The organism is Gammaproteobacteria bacterium CG11_big_fil_rev_8_21_14_0_20_46_22 (assembly GCA_002796245.1).
GTDB lineage: Bacteria > Pseudomonadota > Gammaproteobacteria > UBA12402 > UBA12402 > 1-14-0-20-46-22.
In genome coordinates this window covers 40111-59319 of record PCWT01000007.1, presented here as the reverse complement: position 1 = coordinate 59319, position 19209 = coordinate 40111, and the positions used below count along the sequence as shown (strand labels likewise).

General features: G+C 45.9%; 17 protein-coding genes and 3 tRNA genes. 1 reads left to right on the top strand and 19 read right to left on the bottom strand.

Going from position 1 to position 19209, the window contains the following annotated elements; translation table 11 throughout:
• The 5 genes from tuf to COV52_00535 all read right to left on the bottom strand — a co-directional run.
• The coding region (tuf, locus tag COV52_00555) for an elongation factor Tu (protein PIR12143.1) at window positions 1-208 on the bottom strand (208 nt) is incomplete at its 3' end.
• A gap of 43 nt (window positions 209-251) precedes the next feature.
• Window positions 252-326: transfer RNA gene (locus COV52_00550), tRNA-Thr, on the bottom strand.
• A 58-nt stretch (window positions 327-384) separates the two neighbouring features.
• A tRNA-Gly gene (locus COV52_00545) sits at window positions 385-455 on the bottom strand.
• A 105-nt stretch (window positions 456-560) separates the two neighbouring features.
• Window positions 561-643: transfer RNA gene (locus tag COV52_00540), tRNA-Tyr, on the bottom strand.
• A 122-nt stretch (window positions 644-765) separates the two neighbouring features.
• Window positions 766-1608 (bottom strand): hypothetical protein, encoded by an 843-nt coding sequence (locus COV52_00535; GenBank protein PIR12142.1) that lies wholly within the window; start codon window positions 1606-1608, stop codon window positions 766-768.
• A gap of 94 nt (window positions 1609-1702) precedes the next feature.
• Between COV52_00535 and COV52_00530 the strand changes: the two genes are divergently transcribed.
• The gene (locus tag COV52_00530) at window positions 1703-2584 is read left to right on the top strand and encodes a hypothetical protein (GenBank protein PIR12141.1); all 882 of its coding nucleotides are present in this window, start codon (window positions 1703-1705) and stop codon (window positions 2582-2584) included.
• Here the strand turns inward: COV52_00530 and COV52_00525 are convergent.
• The 14 genes from COV52_00525 to COV52_00460 form a co-directional block, all read right to left on the bottom strand.
• Complete coding sequence (locus COV52_00525) at window positions 2581-3690, bottom strand: UDP-N-acetylglucosamine 2-epimerase (non-hydrolyzing) (protein PIR12140.1); 1110 nt, start codon at window positions 3688-3690, stop codon at window positions 2581-2583. The genes COV52_00530 and COV52_00525 overlap by 4 nt on opposite strands.
• Window positions 3687-4889 carry a UDP-N-acetyl-D-mannosamine dehydrogenase gene (locus COV52_00520; protein PIR12139.1) on the bottom strand — a complete coding sequence of 401 codons (1203 nt, stop codon included), beginning with the start codon at window positions 4887-4889 and terminating at the stop codon, window positions 3687-3689. Before COV52_00520 ends, COV52_00525 begins: the two co-directional genes overlap by 4 nt.
• Window position 4890: 1 nt before the next feature.
• The gene (locus tag COV52_00515; GenBank protein PIR12138.1) at window positions 4891-7023 is read right to left on the bottom strand and encodes a dehydrogenase; all 2133 of its coding nucleotides are present in this window, start codon (window positions 7021-7023) and stop codon (window positions 4891-4893) included.
• Between the two features lie 68 nt (window positions 7024-7091).
• Window positions 7092-8582: a hypothetical protein gene (locus COV52_00510; protein ID PIR12137.1), complete on the bottom strand. Its 1491-nt coding sequence runs from the start codon at window positions 8580-8582 to the stop codon at window positions 7092-7094.
• Window positions 8583-8930 carry a hypothetical protein gene (locus COV52_00505; GenBank protein PIR12136.1) on the bottom strand — a complete coding sequence of 116 codons (348 nt, stop codon included), beginning with the start codon at window positions 8928-8930 and terminating at the stop codon, window positions 8583-8585.
• Entirely contained in the window at window positions 8930-10468 is a 1539-nt protein-coding gene (locus COV52_00500) for an NAD-dependent dehydratase (protein ID PIR12135.1), read from the bottom strand. The genes COV52_00505 and COV52_00500 overlap by 1 nt, the downstream gene beginning before the upstream one ends.
• Window positions 10469-10493: 25 nt before the next feature.
• Entirely contained in the window at window positions 10494-11654 is a 1161-nt protein-coding gene (locus COV52_00495; GenBank protein PIR12134.1) for an aminotransferase, read from the bottom strand.
• Entirely contained in the window at window positions 11647-11889 is a 243-nt protein-coding gene (locus COV52_00490) for a hypothetical protein (GenBank protein PIR12133.1), read from the bottom strand. Before COV52_00490 ends, COV52_00495 begins: the two co-directional genes overlap by 8 nt.
• A 79-nt stretch (window positions 11890-11968) precedes the next feature.
• Window positions 11969-12607 (bottom strand): hypothetical protein, encoded by a 639-nt coding sequence (locus tag COV52_00485; protein ID PIR12132.1) that lies wholly within the window; start codon window positions 12605-12607, stop codon window positions 11969-11971.
• Entirely contained in the window at window positions 12607-13209 is a 603-nt protein-coding gene (locus COV52_00480) for a sugar transferase (protein PIR12146.1), read from the bottom strand. Before COV52_00480 ends, COV52_00485 begins: the two co-directional genes overlap by 1 nt.
• A gap of 10 nt (window positions 13210-13219) precedes the next feature.
• Window positions 13220-14464 carry a glycosyltransferase WbuB gene (locus COV52_00475; GenBank protein PIR12131.1) on the bottom strand — a complete coding sequence of 415 codons (1245 nt, stop codon included), beginning with the start codon at window positions 14462-14464 and terminating at the stop codon, window positions 13220-13222.
• Entirely contained in the window at window positions 14461-16305 is a 1845-nt protein-coding gene (locus COV52_00470) for a hypothetical protein (GenBank protein ID PIR12130.1), read from the bottom strand. The genes COV52_00475 and COV52_00470 overlap by 4 nt, the downstream gene beginning before the upstream one ends.
• 142 nt (window positions 16306-16447) lie before the next feature.
• Complete coding sequence (locus COV52_00465; protein PIR12129.1) at window positions 16448-17599, bottom strand: hypothetical protein; 1152 nt, start codon at window positions 17597-17599, stop codon at window positions 16448-16450.
• A 21-nt stretch (window positions 17600-17620) separates the two neighbouring features.
• Window positions 17621-19207, bottom strand: coding sequence for a hypothetical protein (locus COV52_00460; GenBank protein PIR12128.1), 1587 nt, complete (start codon window positions 19205-19207; stop codon window positions 17621-17623).
• Window positions 19208-19209 lie beyond the last annotated feature (2 nt).

Below are 19209 nucleotides of genomic sequence, written 5' to 3'. Positions count from 1 at the left end.
ATTCCACGTGCGCTGTCGAAATCGTAATACCACGCGCTTTCTCTTCTGGCGCACTGTCAATTTGGTCGTAGCCTTTCGCTTCACCACCGTGAAGCTTTGACAACACCACCGTCAACGCTGCCGTCAACGTCGTTTTACCGTGATCCACGTGACCTATCGTGCCTACGTTTACGTGCGGCTTGTTTCTCTCAAATTTAGCTTTTGCCATGAGTCTCTACCCCAATATTAAGTTGTTAAACGCCAAATAACCCTGGTGCCCACGGGCGGAATTGAACCGCCGACCTCTTCCTTACCAAGGAAGCGCTCTACCCCTGAGCTACGAGGGCAAAAAGGCAGAAGGCACAATAGCGAGGCGTCGCCACTGTAACTTCCACCCTTCAAATAAGCGGGTGATGGGAATCGAACCCACGCTATCGGCTTGGAAGGCCGAAGTTCTACCACTGAACTACACCCGCACCAAAACGTCTCTTCACTAGAGACACCTTCACATGGATCTCATTCCTAAAACCCAGTGAGCGATATACCTTATTTATATACATCGCTAACTGCGCTCTGGATTTTGGAGGGGGTAGGATTCGAACCTACGAAGGCATACGCCGGCAGATTTACAGTCTGCTCCCTTTGGCCGCTCGGGCACCCCTCCAAAAATAGTGGTAGATTCTCCTAAACGTCGACCTTAAAGTCAACATAAATCTAGGATTTTTTAACAAGACGCCGAAAAAAACCCCGGACAAAGCCGGGGTAAACATGCGCCACCAAAAACCCTCAACGCATTAAAGGCCTTTGAGCATCAGCATCATCGTCTCCTGCAGCAGGCGCATCATCAACTCCTGCAGCAGGCGCATCATCAACTCCTGCATCATCAAATATCACCGTAATCCTTTCAGGTGAAGTTGGCTCGGTACGAGCAGGCCTTTTCGAACAACACAAGGAGCCAAAGGCTATCGCGCTGTGCATCAATAATAAGGCTGATGAAAGAGCAAACGCAGCCGATTCTCCATAAGCGCCGCCTAAAAAGCTGCAAAACAGCAAGGCTTTTGAGATCATCCACATCCAGCTTTTCACTTTCTGGCCCCGCGTAACGCCTTGAGCTTGTTGCGACAGATTGTGATACACATCGAGACCATCCGCCATTAAGCCCAAGCCGAAACCCGCTGCAAATACCGATTTGTTTGCCAGCGTAAGAAGGGGTTTAATGCTCGGACTCATATAGCGCATGAACGTAAGATTAGTGGTTACGCCGAAGGCGCCCAAGCTGGCCAACATGCGCAATACCAAACTGGGTTTAAAGACTGGCGTTTGCTGTGCCTCACCGATCAGCTGCTGACCCTCGCCAGAAACTTTCGATGCCCATTTGCGAGCCCGATCTAAACTGATCGCATTTAAAATAAACAAACCCACACTGGCCGCAGCGACAATGGGTGCGGGGAAAAAGCCGTACGGCTCAACGAGCGCTAAAAGATTAGTCAGCCCTGAGAAACCAAAAACCAAGGTACTGGCCGCCGCTTGATCAACCCCCAGCAAGCTACCCTGGAGCTTTTGGCCCCGCGCAGCCAGCTGTCCTGAAGGCTGAAAAAATCTGTTTTCTGATGTATTGGATGTTGTCATAATGCTCTCCTGCTTAATTTTTACTCATTCTAATACTTTCTATAAAAGAGATAATCATGTATATTTATAAATAATTTTTATTGATTTAGAAAATATGGACTACCTAAACACCATCAAGCACTACACTCAAGTCATCGAAAGTGGCAGCTTTTCGGGTGCCGCCCGCGAGCTGGATATTGCGATCTCAAAACTCAGCAAAGAAATTAAATGGTTAGAGGAAGAAAAACTCAAATGTAGCCTGATTTTTAGAACCACGCGGCGTCTAGAGCCCACACCGGAAGGCCTGGTTTTTTATGAGGAAGCCAAGCGTATTTTGGCCAGCGTCAAGCAAGCAGAACTACGCCTGTTAGAAAACCAAGGTGAGCTGCAAGGCCCAATCCGCCTTTCTTTGTCGAACCTCTATTCCAAAAGTCCACTGCTTGACGTCATCACGGCGTTTCTAGAACAGCACCCGAAAATTGAATTAGAAACGCTCAACGGCAACAACCCCTACGCTGCCATCGAGGGCCAAGCGGATCTGGCGATCAGCAGTCATCTCATTGAGCACCCACGATTACTACGCAAACCTATCATGACGCTACGACGAGCGGTGCTAGCAAGCCCAGCATACATTGCGCGCCATGGGTCACCAGATTCACTAGACACCCTGAAAGACTACAATTGCCTCGTCAACACGCAAGCCACACCCGACAGTCTTTGGCATTTCAGCGGCAAGCGCCAAATCAAAGTGCGCGGCAGCTTAAAAACCGCGTCGACCACTGAGCTACTAGCCGCCGCAAGCCGAGGTCTCGGCATTCTCTATTTACCTGAACAAATGCTGCTTGATGAAATTGAACAAGGTCTGCTGGTGAAACTGCCGCTCGATAAAGCACCCGTGACCTCACACAGTCACTTATATTATGAACCGCACGCAGAACACGCGCTGATAACACAGTTTGCAGAGTATTTGCTATTCAACATGGCGGAGTATCGCTAAAGCCACTCAACAATACGCCAAGCCGCCTGACCATCGCCGTACGGATTCACCGCTTTCGCCATCGCATCATACGCAGCCGAATCATCAATCAAGCCGCTCACTGCTGCGATAATATCATCCGAACGATTACCCACTAATTTTGCGGTACCGGCCTCAACCCCTTCTGGGCGCTCAGTTTTCTCACGCATCACCAGTACGGGCTTACCCAAAGACGGCGCTTCTTCTTGCACACCACCGGAGTCAGTGAGCACAACGCGGCAGTGGTCCATCAAATAAATAAACGGCGCATACTCTTGCGGCGCAATCAAATGCACATTAGCCAAACCGTTTAGATGCTCATTGACCGGCGCTTGCACATTTGGATTTAAGTGCACCGGATAAATAAATTGCCAGTCTGAATACTGTTTTGCCAAACGCTGAATCGCCTGGCAAATATTGAGAAACCCTTCCCCAAAACTTTCTCGGCGGTGCCCCGTAATCAACACATAAGGCGTTTGCGTATCCACGATCGATTGAATGGACTCCGGCAATGATATCTGCACTTCGCCTGCACGAATTTTTTCACGCATGTACAACAAAGCGTCGATCACTGTGTTGCCGGTCACAAAAATGGTCTCAGCAGAAACACCTTCAGACAATAAATTCTGTTTAGCACAGTCAGTGGGCGCAAAATGCTTGGCTGCCATGCGTGCGGTTAACTGGCGATTCAGCTCTTCCGGAAACGGGCGCTGCAGGTCGTAGGTACGAAGGCCAGCTTCCACATGCGCTACTGGGATGCCTGCGTAAAACGCAGCCATGCTCGCCGCCATCGAGGTCGTAGTATCGCCCTGCACCAATACCCAATCAAAACGGTGTTCGCGAAACAAGGCTTGCAAACCCTGCAAAACACCGACCGTCACATCGGTTAAGGTTTGATTAGGCTTCATTAAACCCAAATCAAAATCCGCTTTCAGACCAAACAAACTCATCATTTGATCTTGCATCTGACGATGCTGGGATGTCACACACACCAAGGACTTGAAATGATCTGAAGACTCCAGCGCTTTAATCACCGGCGCCATTTTAATCACCTCAGGGCGCGTACCCATCACGGTTAACACCTTCATGACGCCAAAACCCCACGGGTATCAATAATACACTTGCCCTGAAAACTTGCAGGATCCAGCGCTTTGAAAACATCATGATCCACCAACACCAAAACAATAGCCGCTTGCGACACAGCTTGTGCCGCATCACACAGCTCAAGCCCTTCGATAGCACTCACGTGGGGCTCACACGCAATGACTCGCCCAAGGCCCAACGCAGCTAACTTTCGAGTAATCGACAATGCCGGTGACTCACGCAAATCATCGACGTTGGCTTTAAAACTTAAACCCAAACAGGCAATCACGGGGTTTTGAAACTTACGCGCTTCTTGTTCCACTTTATGGATCACCCAATCAGGTTTACTGTCATTCACTTCACGCGCCATGCGAATCAAGCGCGCTTTTTTAGGATGGCTCGCCACAATAAACCAAGGATCAACGGCGATACAATGACCACCCACACCCGGACCCGGCTGTAAAATATTCACACGCGGGTGACGATTGGCCAAGCGAATCAGCTCCCAAACATTGATGTCCGCCTCGTCACAAATTAAGGATAATTCATTAGCAAACGCAATGTTCACATCGCGAAAAGCATTTTCGGCAAGCTTACACAGCTCGGCTGTGCGCGCATCGGTCGCGATCACTTCACCTTGAACAAAACTGCGATAAAAATTTACAGTCTGTTCTGTACTCGCAGCATCCAAACCACCCACCACACGATCGTTTGCCACCAGCTCTTGCAACACACGACCTGGAATCACACGCTCAGGGCAATGCGCATAATGCACACCACGGGCCGCAGGGTTCGCTTTCTCAACAAAGGCTTTAACCGCTTGCGTGGTACCCACCGGCGAAGTGGACTCTAAAATCACGAGATTGCCTGGGGCAAGCAACGGCGCAATAGCCTTCGAAGCCGCCTCCACATAGCTTAAGTCTGGCTGAAGATCGTCTTTAAACGGGGTGGGTACCGCGAGAATAAACACATCAGCCGGCGCAGGCTCAAGGCTTGCGCACAAGTTTTGTGAATGCACGGCCGATTTTACTAAGATATCTAAACCTGGCTCAACGATATGAATATTGCCCGCATTGATCGTATCCACGACCTCTTGGCGCACATCCACACCCAAAACGGTGTAACCCTTGGTTGCAAGCAAAGAGGCAGTGGGCAAACCGATGTAACCCAAACCCACAACACAAACTGTTTTAAGCTGACCCATCTTAGCGCTCCAATTGTTCTTGCAGATCGATACAGACTTTAGCCACCTCAAACAATTCAGAAGGCGGAATGACAGGGGCTAAACCTTGCTCTATCGCCTCAACAAACGCTTTTGCGCAAGCTGTTTGGCCTTTATCTTGGCGGAAAAGTTTTAATTGATGCGATCGCTTAAAGCCAAACGTTTTTAACGCCCTGAAGTTATCGAGTTGCAAAATTTTGCCGTCAATGAAAATTTCCAATCGCTCTTTAGACACACTTTTCGCACCATTGGCTAAATAGTGCAGCACGCCACAAGAACCATTTTCAAAACTCAGCGTTACCGTGAAGCAATCATTGATCACCACACCTTGCGCATCGTTCAAGGCGACGATATCCGCCTTCGCAATCGGGCTATCTGCCAGATAACGCAACAAATCAATAAAATGGCAGCCTTCGCCAATCAGGCGCCCACCGCCAAGCTTTAGATCTTGCGTCCAATGCTCTTTGGGGATAACCCCTGCGTTCACTGTCATCACTATATGTTTAGGCGATGCCATCGGTGCCAACAAGGCCTTGATCTTTTGAACATGTGGCGAGAAGCGGCGATTGAAACCGACCATCAGCATCGGCGCTTTCGGCTTAGCACACAAAGCTTCATACGCTGCTTGAAGTTCTTCAAGCTCATCGAGATTCAAACATAAAGGCTTCTCAACAAACACGTGCTTGCCAGCCTTGAGCGCAGCCAGTGTTTGACTCGCGTGCAAGTTATGGCGTGTGGCGATTGCAACGGTATTGATTTCAGTGTTAGCCAACACAGACTCAATATCCGTACTCGCCTTTTCAAAGCCCAAGCGCTTACCGTGAATCACGCTACTGACACCTAAACTGCTTAAAATCGTGTGCAATCTAACGCCTGCCTTTTTAAAGGCGGGGATCAGCATTCGGCTGGCATAGTTGCCCGAACCCACAAATGCCACACAAGGCTTTACAGCAGCGACAACAGCCGGCGACCCGATCAAACTCACCGTGCGAGATAAAGCCTCAGCACTTTCAGTTTGAGGATAAGTTAACAATAAACCCAGATGCTGCTTGTCTTGCAGGGCTTGGTAGGCCTTAGCAGCGTCTTCAATCGAAAATTGTGCGCTGATCAAGGGCTTCACATCCAGCTTGCCCGCAGCCATCAAATCCAACACCGCTTCAAAGTTTCGTTGCTCTGTCCAGCGCACAAACGGCAAGGGGTAGTCGTGTCCTCTGGTTTCATAGTTCTCATCGTAGCGCCCCGGACCATACGAACAAGACACTTGAAAACTTAATTCTTTTTCGTAAAAATCCGCTCGATTCAGCTCAAGGCCCACCACGCCGACCAATACAATACGGCCGCGCTTGCGAGAGATATGAGCAGCATCACGAACAATATCATTCGTTTGTGCCGACGCTGTGATCAAGACCGCGTCCACGCCTTGGCCACGCGAAAAACACGCGGCTTTAGCCAGCAAATCTTCACCCGCCGATAAATCAACCGTTTCTGCCCCAAAGGCGCGAGCCAACTCGAGTTTTTTGGGATCAAAGTCCACACCCAAAACTCGACAGCCATTAGCCATCAGTATCTGCACGGCCATAAGCCCAATCAAGCCTAAGCCTTGCACAACCACGCATTCGCCAATCGTTGGCTCAATCAGGCGAACCCCTTGCAGCGCGATAGCCCCAACCACTCCAAACACCGCTTCTTCGTCGCTGACACTATCAGGAATTTTTACACACAGGTTTTTGGGCACACGAACAATTTCTGCGTGAGGGCCATTCGACAATACGCGGTCACCGACCGAAAACGCTGGCACATCACCCGTATCAACTACTCGCCCCACATTGCAATAACCCAATGGAATCGGTTGCTCTAGCTTTGATTTAACCGCATCGATAGTGGTTAACAGACCATCCGTTTTGACTTTTTGAAGAACTTCTTTCACTTTTTCAGGCTGCTGTTTGACCTTACCCAGCAAACTCGCACGACCAAAATCCACCAGCATGCGCTCGGTGCCCGCAGAAATGAGGCTAACGCTCGATTGAATGGTCAAACTACCTTTTGAGGGTGCAGGAGAAGGCGCTGTGGCGACATCTAAACGGCCGTCTTTTAATGATTGCAATAATTGCAGCATGATGTTTTCGCACTCCCTCGATAAACCGCAAGCATTCTAACAAGCTTTTTTTAATCGTGTCAGCCTTTTTACTCCATGAGAGTGCAGCGCTGACCTTTTGGCGGCAGAAAGGCGACCCATAGTTTTACAGGCGGCGCTTTTTTAGCCAAATCACGCGGGAAAATCATCTCCTGCGCACCGCAAATACGGGGGTAACGTTTTTTAATTGAGTCAATCTCAGCCTGTTTGGAGCCAGGGCTATAGTTGAGCCAGACCACAACAGCGCCACCTTGCTGGCGAAAATCTGCATCCCTAACCCAAGGGCTGCTGTCGGTACTCAAACCAAAATACGCTTTCGGCTTGGACGGTATATACGCCGATAAATCCACCAACACACCGTAACTGCCCGCCACATATTTCATCGGCACATGAAACTGCCCAAACCACAGGCCACTAACCGCACGCGCAATCCGCTCACCCGGCAGAGTATTACGCGGCGGGTTATTGATTTTTTTAGCCGGTACAATGACGTGGTAATACAAACCTATCGCTGAAAAACCGAGCACCGCCCAAACACAGAGCAGCACCGCCAAGATTTTCAAGCGTCGCAAAGTGACCACAGGCTTTAAGCTCGCAACCCACAATAAACCCAGCGTAGAAAAATACGGATAAGCCCAGGTTTTTTGTAAATGGGCATGCCCAAACACAGCCATAGCTAGCGTTAACACCAAAGCGCCCAAGCTCATCCACCACAAAAAGTAGCGGTCAAAGCGTGCGACATCAAAACTCGCGCGACCCCGCAAAAACGGCACATATAACAGCAGCATGGGCAATAAAGTCACACACTGATTCAATAAAAATGAAACAGGGTCTGTTGTTTCGCCTAGCTCGCCCATCGCATACGTCACCGCCATGAATTGATGAGAGGCCAGCCAAATAAAATTCGGCAGAAAAACCAGCAAAGCAATAAGACCAGCAACATAGGTTTTTTTATTTGCGAGTACACGCCATAAGCTGGGTGTTAACAACGCAAATAAAACAAACACCATGACTAACAAGCCGGATTGATATTTGGCATCCACCGCCAAACCGGTGGCCAAGCCCAGCAACAGCCAATCTCGCCAACGATTAAGCGTGAGCGCCAAATAGAAACTTAAGATCATCCAAGCCCACAGCGGTAACATGGCCACATTAGGGTTAAAATTAGACGCTTGGTAATTATAATAAACCACCATTTCAAGCATGATGACACCGAGCAGCGCTCGCCAAGCCGGCATCATCCGCCTGCCGAGCTCAAAGACCAGCCAAAAGCACAGGGCCACAGCCAGCTGGCCCAAAAGATAAATTGGCCAACCGACAACGCCAAACAGCTCTGAGATACCCGCCGTTAACCACGGCGCTAAAAACGGATGTTTATTGTAGCCCCAAAGCCACATCTGCCCCCACATCACGCCTTCGAGCGCATCTTGTGGTGGGTGCGGATACCACGCCGCACAGCTAATGGTCCAAACTAACACATGAAAAATGCAGAAAATAAGTAGGCAGCGATAGACCGTGCGCTGTGAAAATAGGTCGCTCATTTAAAGATGCGCCGCATACCAGTCAAACACACCCGGTAGCGCGTCTTTCACGCTAAAACGCGGCACATAAGCCAGCAAGGCCTTCGCACGCGTGAGGTCGGCCAATGAATGCTTGATATCGCCCTCTATAAACTGGAAGCGCCCTGCTTGCTCAGGGGTGACTTGCGATAAAACATCTTCAATATTGCTCATCGAGCCTTCACATAAGTTATCCAAACCGACCACAAACTGATCGAGCTTAAGCAAACGCTCGATGAGGTTAGAGCCGATAAAGCCTGCTGCACCCGTGACGAGCCAGCGCTTGGGAGTTTGCTGTACTTGAGATTCTTGACGTTGCATCGCTAGCATCACTGTTGAGCCGGCACCTGTTTTAAGCCCTTTATCAAGTCAACGTACTGACTGACCATATACTCAGGTGCGGCTTGTTCTTTCAAAAATTTCGCGTTGTTAAATTGCGGCTCTTGGTAGTTCACAATACGACCTTCGTTAATCGCCGTAATGATTTGCTGGATACCTTGTTCCACCGTCCATTTAGGCTCGTAGCCTAAGACTGTGCGAATCTTGGAAAACTCTGCGCGATAGTTGCGAAGATCAGCGTCTTGGCCATGCTCAATGAGCTTTGCACTTGGCACCGCTTGCTTAACAAGTTTGCCAATATCACGGATCGTTTTATTCAAAGCGTCACCACCGACATTGAATACTTCCTTATAAACTTTAGACTGATCAGCCAATAGCGCGCTCATGACCGAGGCGGCCGCATCGTCGACGTGCAAAAAAGGACGCCATTGATCACCACCAAACACCGTGATTTCACCATCAAAACAGGCTTTCGCTGTTAGGAGATTCACCACCAAGTCAAAACGAGTACGGCCAGACAAGCCAAAAATGGTACTAAAGCGTAAAATGGCGGGTGAAAATTCGTGGTCAGCCATTTTCATGAGCACATGCTCACAGGCAATTTTACTTTTCGCGTATAAAGAGACCGGGTTAAGCGCCGAGGTTTCATTTAAAATCGAATCACCTGCACCATAGACCGAACAGGTACTGGCAAACACAAAGCGCTTAACACCAAAGCCTTTGCAAATCTCGGCGATCATGCGTGTAGCGATTAAGTTAACCTCGATCGTTAAATCCTCATCGAGCGAGCACGCTGGATCACCCACAATAGCGCCCAAATGAACAACAGAACTCACACCGCGCACCGCTTCGACAATTTTATCGATCTGGCGAAAATCAGCCTGGATAATTTGCACACGAGGATGGTTCAAATAATCTTGGATAGCCTCTTTGCCGTAGACAAATAAATCCAAAATACGCACGCTATAGCCTTCATCCAAAAGCTTCGGTAACAAGGCCGAACCAATATAGCCCGCACCGCCAATCACCAAGACTTTCTTCTTATCCACATAAAAATTGGGCTTCTTTTGATGTAATTCTTGAATCGTGAGTTTTCGCCAAATAACAGACCATAAACGCGAGCCGCCCACAGCGAACAAGGTAAACGTCCACCCCATGATGAGTACACTGTGAGGCAGATGACCCGGTTTGCGCATGAAGTAACTTAACACACCAAACAAAATATATGACACCAACACCGCTTGAAAAATCAGCGCCGCTTTAACGCGCTTACCATAACGACGGTTTCGCGTGTAAAAACCACTGACGTAAAAAATGGATAAAGTAATGAGCGAGATCGATAAGAAACTTTCACCGTACATAGCCAAGTGAGCATTTAAACTCGTCACCGCTTGACCCGCGTTACCATGAAACAAAAATTCACCCAGAAAGCGCACAGCAAAAGCTAAAAAAAGCGCAAGATTGATCATTAAAAAGTCAGCGATCACGCGCGCAATGATATCAAAATGCCGTCCTAGCTTATGTATCATTATCAGGCCCGCCTTCTCTCTTTAATTAGCCGGCGCATTGTAGCAATATTTGGCAAATATTGTCAGCCATTTTCTCCATCTCATCAGCCGAGAGCGTCGGGTGAATCAAAAATAGCATACTGGTTTCCGTGAGCTTGCGAGCATTCGGCAAGTCCGCTTTCGGGCCGTAGCCGTATTTCTTGAAGCAAGTCTCATGATAAATTTCCGAGCAACCACCTGTCATGGCGGGCAACCCTGCCACCGCCAGCGCATTGATCAAATCATCACGGCTGATCCCTTTGGGTAGTTTTTCGAGAATCACAAACACATAATATTTATACCAGGCATGCTCAATCTCATCAGACGGTAAGGCCACACGTAAAAATGGCAAGCGAGCCAAGGCTTCTGACAGAATAGCCGCATTGCGCTTTCTCGCCTCATGCCAAGCAGGCAACTTTTCCAACTGCTTCAAACCAATAGCCGCCTGCATTTCGGTCATGCGCCAGTTGGTGCCAAAATCAGTATGTAGCCAACGAAAGCCCGGTGGGTGTTCGGTATTGAAGCAGAGATCGTAGTCTTTACCGTGATCCTTATACGCCCAGGCTTTTTTCCAGAGCGCCTCGTCGTTTGTCGTGAGCATGCCGCCTTCACCGCCGGTGGTCATGATTTTGTCTTGGCAAAACGAAAATGCGGCGACGTGACCCAAGCTACCCACCGGTCGACCTTTGTAGCGTGCACCGTGCGCCTGCGCACAATCTTCAATCACATAGAGATTATGTTTTTTTGCCAAGGCCATGATCGCATCCATATCACAGGGCCAGCCGGCCATGTGCACCGCGATAATGGCCTTGGTGTTGGGTGTCATCGCCGCTTCAATCGTCTCAGCCGTGATGTTCTGAGAGTCTAAATCGACATCCGCAATGATCGGGCGCGCACCACGCATCACCACACAGCTGGCTGATGCCACAAAGGTTTTGGCCGTGGTGATCACATCATCACCTGGGCCAATGCCTAAAGCGTATAAAGCAAGCTCTAAGGCCAGCGTGCCATTGGCCAAAGCGATGCCATACTGGCAACCGTGACTTTCGGCAAAGGTCTGTTCGAACTCACGCACTTTCGTGCCGGTCCATTGGTTGACCTTGCCGGATTTTAAAACGTCGACAACGGCTTGGATTTCGTCGTCGGCGAAATGGGGCCAATTAGACATTCTTATGTTTTCCTTGCTTATCAGTAATCAAGTTCATCATTAGCTCTACAGTGTCAATATCAGCCAACCTAAGCTTTGAATTTGTAAGTTGAATATCAAACTGTTTTTGAATGAAAAAGATCAAGCGCATAGCATCAATTGAACGCAATAAGCGAGAAGAAAACAACCGCTCTTGAGAGGTCACACTCTCCAACCCAAACTCGTTAAATAAGAAATCCTTTAACACATCTTCCATCAGATTACTCATAAGTTTATCTCCCTCACTAAAAATAGTCATCCACCAACGATGACACCCAAAAAAGCAAAAAATTCGATTAGTTGATAAAAATTTCTTCAGCTGGGACGCCAGCAAGCACTGCATTCGATTTAACCTTAGCTGACAACACAGAACTTCCCGCCATCACTCGCACATAATCCCCCACATCAACTTCCGGCACAATAACAGTGTGTGCTCCCAATAACACACCTTCACCGAGCCGACAAAAACCATTAATCGAGCAATGACTATATAGAATTGAAAAATCACCAACCTCAACATCATGGCCTATGGAGGTGTACACATTACAAAACACACAAGCACCTAATCGGGTATTAATTGCAAGATTGACGAACGGACCAACCACACACCCCTCACCTAGCTCAGCAGACGAAGCAATATAAGCAAGTGGATGAATAAACGTCAAAAAAGATTGCTTAAGCTGTTTAAATCGATTAAACAAACGCTTTCTCACGCCTGGGTCAGCAATTGCCATAACAAAAACATCATTGTCCTCCGGCAGATAATCATCAGGGGTGCCGATAATCTCAGGGAGCGAACAATAGTCCTTTAGCGCTTTTAAGTTTGCATCCAAAAATCCTTTTACAGTGTGCTGCCCACCCTGGCTTTTCTCAATTAAATATGAGTAAACTATTCTGCCCATGCTTCCTGCGCCAATAATTACTACATTTTGCATCAATTATTATCCTCTCGACCACCTTTGAACTTAGGCATTATACCACCATCTGGAGGAGCAATATTATCAGCACAAAAAACTTTCTTCACGGTCAAAAGCAGAACTTTAATATCTAAGCGCCAAGATTGATGATCAACATACCAAACGTCCAACAAAAACCTTTCCTCCCAGCTTAACCCATTCCGCCCTCGGACTTGGGCAAGCCCAGTTATACCCGGGCGGACAAGATGGCGTCGTGCCTGCTCTTTTGAATAAAGCGGTAAATATTCGATAATAAGCGGGCGAGGACCAACAAGACTTAAATCGCCCTTTAAGACATTCCATAACTGTGGAAGCTCGTCTAAACTTGTCTTTCTTAAAAAATAACCTAAACAAGTAATTCGATCCGAAGCTGGCAACGACTGTCCACAATGGTTTTTTTGAACAGCCATAGTTCTGAACTTATAAATTGTAAATGCTTCCCCATGCAACCCAGCTCTGACTTGGCTAAAAAACACAGGGGCGCCGTCACACAGAAATATCAAGAAGATCAGAATAAGAAACAAAGGAGAAAGTAAAAGCAGAAAAACACCAGAAAAAAATGCATCAAAAAGTCGTTTCATAGGAAGACAATTAAATTCCCGAGCCATAAATCTTCTCACACAATATAGAAAATTCCTCGGAAAGTGCAGACCGATCAAACTCTCTAAGGGCCAGTTTTCTAGCGTTGCAGCCCATTTGAACAAGCTCATCTTTTGGCATAGCCCTCAAAGCAAGCAAAGCTTCCGAGAAAGCTAACGGATCATCTGGTTGCACAACCACACCGCACTCATTTTGTTTAATTAACTCAGCAACCCAGCCGGGATAATTATTTACAACTGGCAAACCCGAAGCAATATAATCGAAAAACTTATTCGGCGACGTTCCTTCATAAAACGCTGGTATATTTCTCAGCAACATCAAACCAATGCTTGCCCTGGACAAAAGACCAAACATCGCACACTTCGGAACAGGATCCCAAAATATACAGTTAACTAAATTTTTTCCTGCTGCTCGATCTCGAAGCTCCCTTTTAAGCTTACCTTCCCCGACGAATAAAAACTTAATATTATACTCTTGGCGATCAAGCAAGATTTCTGCAACATCAAGTATTGCATCCAGCCCATTAGCCACACCATGCGCGCCAGCGAAAATAGCAACGAAATCATCCTGAGAAAAATTATTACTCCATCGCACTTCAAGTTCGGGTGTTAACGCCGCCTGAGACATAATATTTAAATCACAGCCATTCGGAATCAAGGTAATACAATCCGGCGAAATACCAGCCTTTTTAATCCCTTCGCACATGCCAGGCGAAAGACCAATACAATGATCTGCTGTTTTATAGGTAAGTTTTTCAAAATAACTCAAACAACATAATACGAAACGATTTTTGATAATACCCATTGCCGCAGGAAGCTCCGGCCACAGATCCCTTACCTCAAACAAAAAAAGCTTGCGTCGAAACAACTTTGCTAAAATACCTGGTAATGCAACAGTTAAGGGCGTACTTGAGGCAAAAACTAGATCATAATCTTCAGATAAAGCTCGACGACTTGCCCCAAAAGAAAAAAGGCAAAATTTCCAAACCCTTCTCAAAAAGCCATCATGGTTTGAATACGGCACATGAATCTCGATGATGTCAATACCATCAACGAAACCACGTCGCACCCCTCTATTATATGGAGCAGATAAACCAACAACAGCTTTTTGATTTGAACCACAAACTAGCGCAACCTGATGACCTCGGGAAATTAACATTTTCGCAAATTGATATGAGCGAATACTGCCGCTTCCTTGAGGGGTCGAAAAATGTTGGTGAATATACAGTATTTTCACGCTGGCGAATCAATTTCAATAATAGTGACTATCTTAGCAGGCGACTCGGTAACTGCAATAGAAATAAGCTTAACTGGCATTTTTTTCCAGTAATACCGAGAAACCTCAGATGCTTTAACTTGAAAACCCACTGGATTATCATTAACTAAAATTCGTAAACGCACCCCAGGAGACAGTGTTCTAAAATGCCAACGTAATACCGCTTTTGCTTGAAAACCGGAAACCACGTCCACGACCTGATACCCTCTCGAACAAACACGCACTTCGCGCCGATGAACACAAGAATACATATCTTTAATTTCACCTGACCACACAGTCTCACCTCCAATCTGCGAGAGAGCGGTTTTAATCGCTGTTTTCTGCCAGGCGCCCAATAAAAAACGAGATAAGCGAGGCATTGGCTCATGATCATCAAACTGCACCGTGTTATGCGCTCTGACAGAAGTAAAATCTGGAGCGCCACTTGGTAGGTTATAATTATAGGTGCCCGAATCCAAAAAACTATTTTCGCCATTAACCCAAATATCCAAGTGAAAGCTATCGTTTTGCGAAGGGCGAAATTTAAACCTGGGGTAGTTCAGCATAGCCCAATGCCTAGGACGATACTGATTGAATAAAACATACCCCCCCTCGCTAAGTTCAATGTTAGGCGTTGTTTGCAGCAACTGAAGCGGGTAACTTAAAGCCTCTGGAAATAACAATTTCAATACTTGATCATACAGCTTGCCCTCAAAAATCCGCCGCTTCTCCAACAAACATGCGGCTAATTGCAAACTCGGCCTAAAATCACGATAATCAGCATTATCTAATTTAAAAAATAGCGTGCCATCATTCGAGCCCAAATTCGGCGCATCACCAGAAATAGGATCTGTAAACATTAAAAGCCACCGATAGGCTAAGTGATAATATTTCATCGTCGTAATTGAAAGGGACTGTTGTGGTCGATATTTTTCCTGGAAACATACCGCTAACGATAAAGCATCTAAAATCATACGATGGTAAGTCACCGAATATTGAGCAAACGTACCATCCGGCAATATTAATTGCGATACATTTTGCTCTAGTAACTTTTCTGCTTTAGATATAAGCCTAACAAGCTCTTTACTTGGCTTGTGCGCATGCAGCCACAAGGAGCCCACGAACAAACCAACGGCCTCGCTTGTTGCATGGTTATTACACTGTGCTTTCGCGTAATGTAACGTAGGCAAAATCCGCTGAATATGAGTCCATATAAATTCAAATACAAACGCGTTCTTCCGAACACCCAAAATATTTAAGGCCAAAATAAAGTTAACCAAGCGAATCGCTGTCTCTTGTGCACATAGCCAATTCACCCCTTGATTCGCGGGGTTATCTTCACACCAACTCCTAAGCCAATCTTGCGCCAACATTAAATATTTTTTCTCGCCAACTTGGCGATAAGCGATCGCCAAATCAACGAACCAGTAGAAACGCGAGAGCTCCCAAATACCTTTAATATCATTGCCGGGATTTGGAAAATATGCCACACGAGACCAATGCGCATGCTGCTCACTACCCCAATCTTCTCTAGACAAGTAATTAAAGAACCATCTTGGCGGCTGATCTATCATGCTTACATCGGGGCCAAAGAAAAAGGCATATCTAGCTTCGCCGAGCAGCCGACCTCGATCAGCCTCGAATTCAGGCTGAATATCTAGAAATGATTCAAGCTCAAGAGGGATAAAGTGAAATTTTTTAATCGGCAAACATCGAACAAAAAAACCAAGCCTCACTTGAAGCCGATAAGTTGAAACAAAAAAAACATTAAACAAGCCTAGGCTTAAGATCGCTCTCAGCTTTAACCAAAAATTTTTTATCATAAAGCACCTATAATACCTTCTTTAGTCAGGCCATTAACGCTGAGATCATAACCCAAGCCATCTCTCTATAGGGCGCTCTGCTTTTTTCACAGCGGAATATTCACCACCGCAAGCAAGGAGCAAATAGCATCACCCAAACCAACTAAGCAGAAGCTTCTTGAAAATCAAGATATAGACGACAAATAAACTCAGCAGTAGAAATAGCGCACCTTGACCAATCGTACTGGCAAGCAAGTAATTTTGCTTTTACCGCTTTTTCATAGCGCGCTTCTGGCGAGTTCAGCATACACTTCAAAACGGATGACAAGTCATCAGAAGAGCGAGGATCAAAGTAAAAACCCGCGTCCTGCAAAATCTCAGGCAACCCCGTAGCATTTGCGCAAGCAATAGGCAAACCAGAAGACATAGCTTCAATCAATATATTCGGCATATTTTCCGCAGAAGACGCAAATATAAATATATCTGCAGAACTATAGAAACCAGCCAGCTCTTCATGCGATAAACGATTATGGCAGCGAATGGTAAGAAAGCCATTACTTAACCCTTTGATTTTCGTCATAATCGCCCTGTATATTGAGGAAAATCGAGCATTACCAACCAAATCTAACTCAATAGAGCACCCAAGCTTGCCTAACTGTGCAACCGCATCGATTACAGTGTCCTGATTTTTATAAACATCTAACGTTGAAATGTATAAACACTTAACTGGTCGATCATGACAATATTCCTCCAAAAGCAACTGCTTCTTCACAGAAAAATCAAAAATATTTACCACGCCATGAGGAATAACTGTTATTTTCGCTGGAGTTTTTATCAAAGGATAAATGAGTCTTTTTGCAAACGGCGTCAAAAAAATAAGGCCTGCAGCATTGCCAAAAGAGCGAATAAGCGCGCGCCTTAAAAAAAACAATCTTATTTTTTCTCTGACAATCTTGTATCGCTTAATTTCCTCGGGTAGAAACGGCATAACATTTCGCGACATTGTCACAAAAGGAAGCTTTTTCACATAACATACCCCCCCAGGAATAAACAGAAAATCACAAAATCTAGCGCACACACAAGGGAAAACAAACCGCTGCCAAATATTACGAAAAACTAAACTTCCATCCAATAGTCGCGGCCTTTTTATAACCAACCAATCACGGGAAGGCAGATGATTAGCTGTAGAACTAGAACACCAAACAATAATACTTTTTATTCCAAACTCTTTAGGGTTTAAGTGACTTAAAATCTGCTTCAGATGGACCAACCCACCGCCTGCACGTAAATTTGAAGCATCTATACCTAAGCGCATCACTCCTCCCAAAAAAACAAGTTAAGCATGAAGCCCGTCCAGATGCCTTTCCAAATCAAGCACCACTTCAGCAGTATACGTTAACGCATCTACACTATCGCCCAACTCGCATTTCTTACAAGCCTTTCGTGAAATCTCGCGATACATGCGCTCAAATGATACCATTTTGTTAACCCGAACCTTACGAATTACTCTGGAATTATTTTCAGAAAAATAATCTTGATTATTATTTATTTTAACCGTTGCACAAGCACTTCTAAGTTCAATATAGTCTTGAACACCAATGCGATGACTTCCATCATCCGTCAACACCATGCTAAAAATAGCACCATTGACCAAGCTTAAGTTCACCAATAACGCGCCATTATCAAACCTTCTCACCGCCGAATCACGCACATGAGAGAACCCATTCAAAAATAAAAAATAATCAATCCAGTGGCATCCATTCGAAACCAGCCTACTGCACGAATTCGGCCAGAGGTACCAGTGATTACTAGGTAGCTTCTCCTCAAATACTATACAGTGAAAATGCACCGGATCACCAGAAGATACAGATAAGTCCTTTAAAATAAACTGATTAAACGGGGAATATCTCTTTTGAAAACAAACAAAAGCTTTCGCCTTCGGCATAGACAGCAAAGCTTCCTTCAGCAATTTTAGTTGGAAAGTGGTAGTCGCAACTGGTTTTTCAATTACCGCTACAGCGCCAATACGAATGGCGCGAATTGCTAATTCAGCGTGCATATGGTGAAACCCAGCTATAAAATAAATATCATAAGGTTGTTTATCGTTAAAAAAGGGAGATGTGCTCACAGAAAATTTATTTTTATTTATTTTGCCAATCTGTAGTGGGTCAATCTCGTGAACCGCAGCCAAATGAATACAGCGACTTATATTAGGTATAACGCACGTTTTTGCATAATTTCCATAGCCATACAGAACTGCGTTTATACGCGATTTCTTTAGTGTCAACAAAGAACTTGTCTCAAACCGAGTTTCTGGGCTTGGGTTGACAGGCAAAACCAAAGCTTCTGACAAATGACTTAGCGCCTCATTAGCACAGAAATTAACACGCTCGCTTACCTTCTCCCTTGAAAACAATGATTCAATTTTAATACCCGAAAAAAAAGACCAGCCTTTTAATTTCTCAAAATCTGCAATGTCATCAAAATAGTGTTTCTCAAAAAAATACAACTTCTCTGGAGAAAGCATTGAAAAACCACCGCTATTTACTGGAAAAACTAAAGACTCATGTACGACAACCACATCTGTACACTTTGAATGATTGGGTAATACAAATAGAACGTATTGCTTATCTTTAAAAACATTGCCGTTAGCATCCCTCAACACTTCACCAATGCCACAAAGAATATATTTCTTGTTCCGATGGCGCTCAGCCCACCTAGAGATTACCTTCGTAAAAGTTGCCCTAATACCTATTTTACCAATATAGTTTTTGAGCGCGGTCAAACTTGATGATCGCTGCACATATTGCTGCTCAACAGCATCAATCAGAATAATCAACCGTGGCTTAACTACAATATGCTTTTGCAGATGGAAACTAGAGAGATAACCATCACGCCAATCGGAATTTAGCAATACCTTCACAA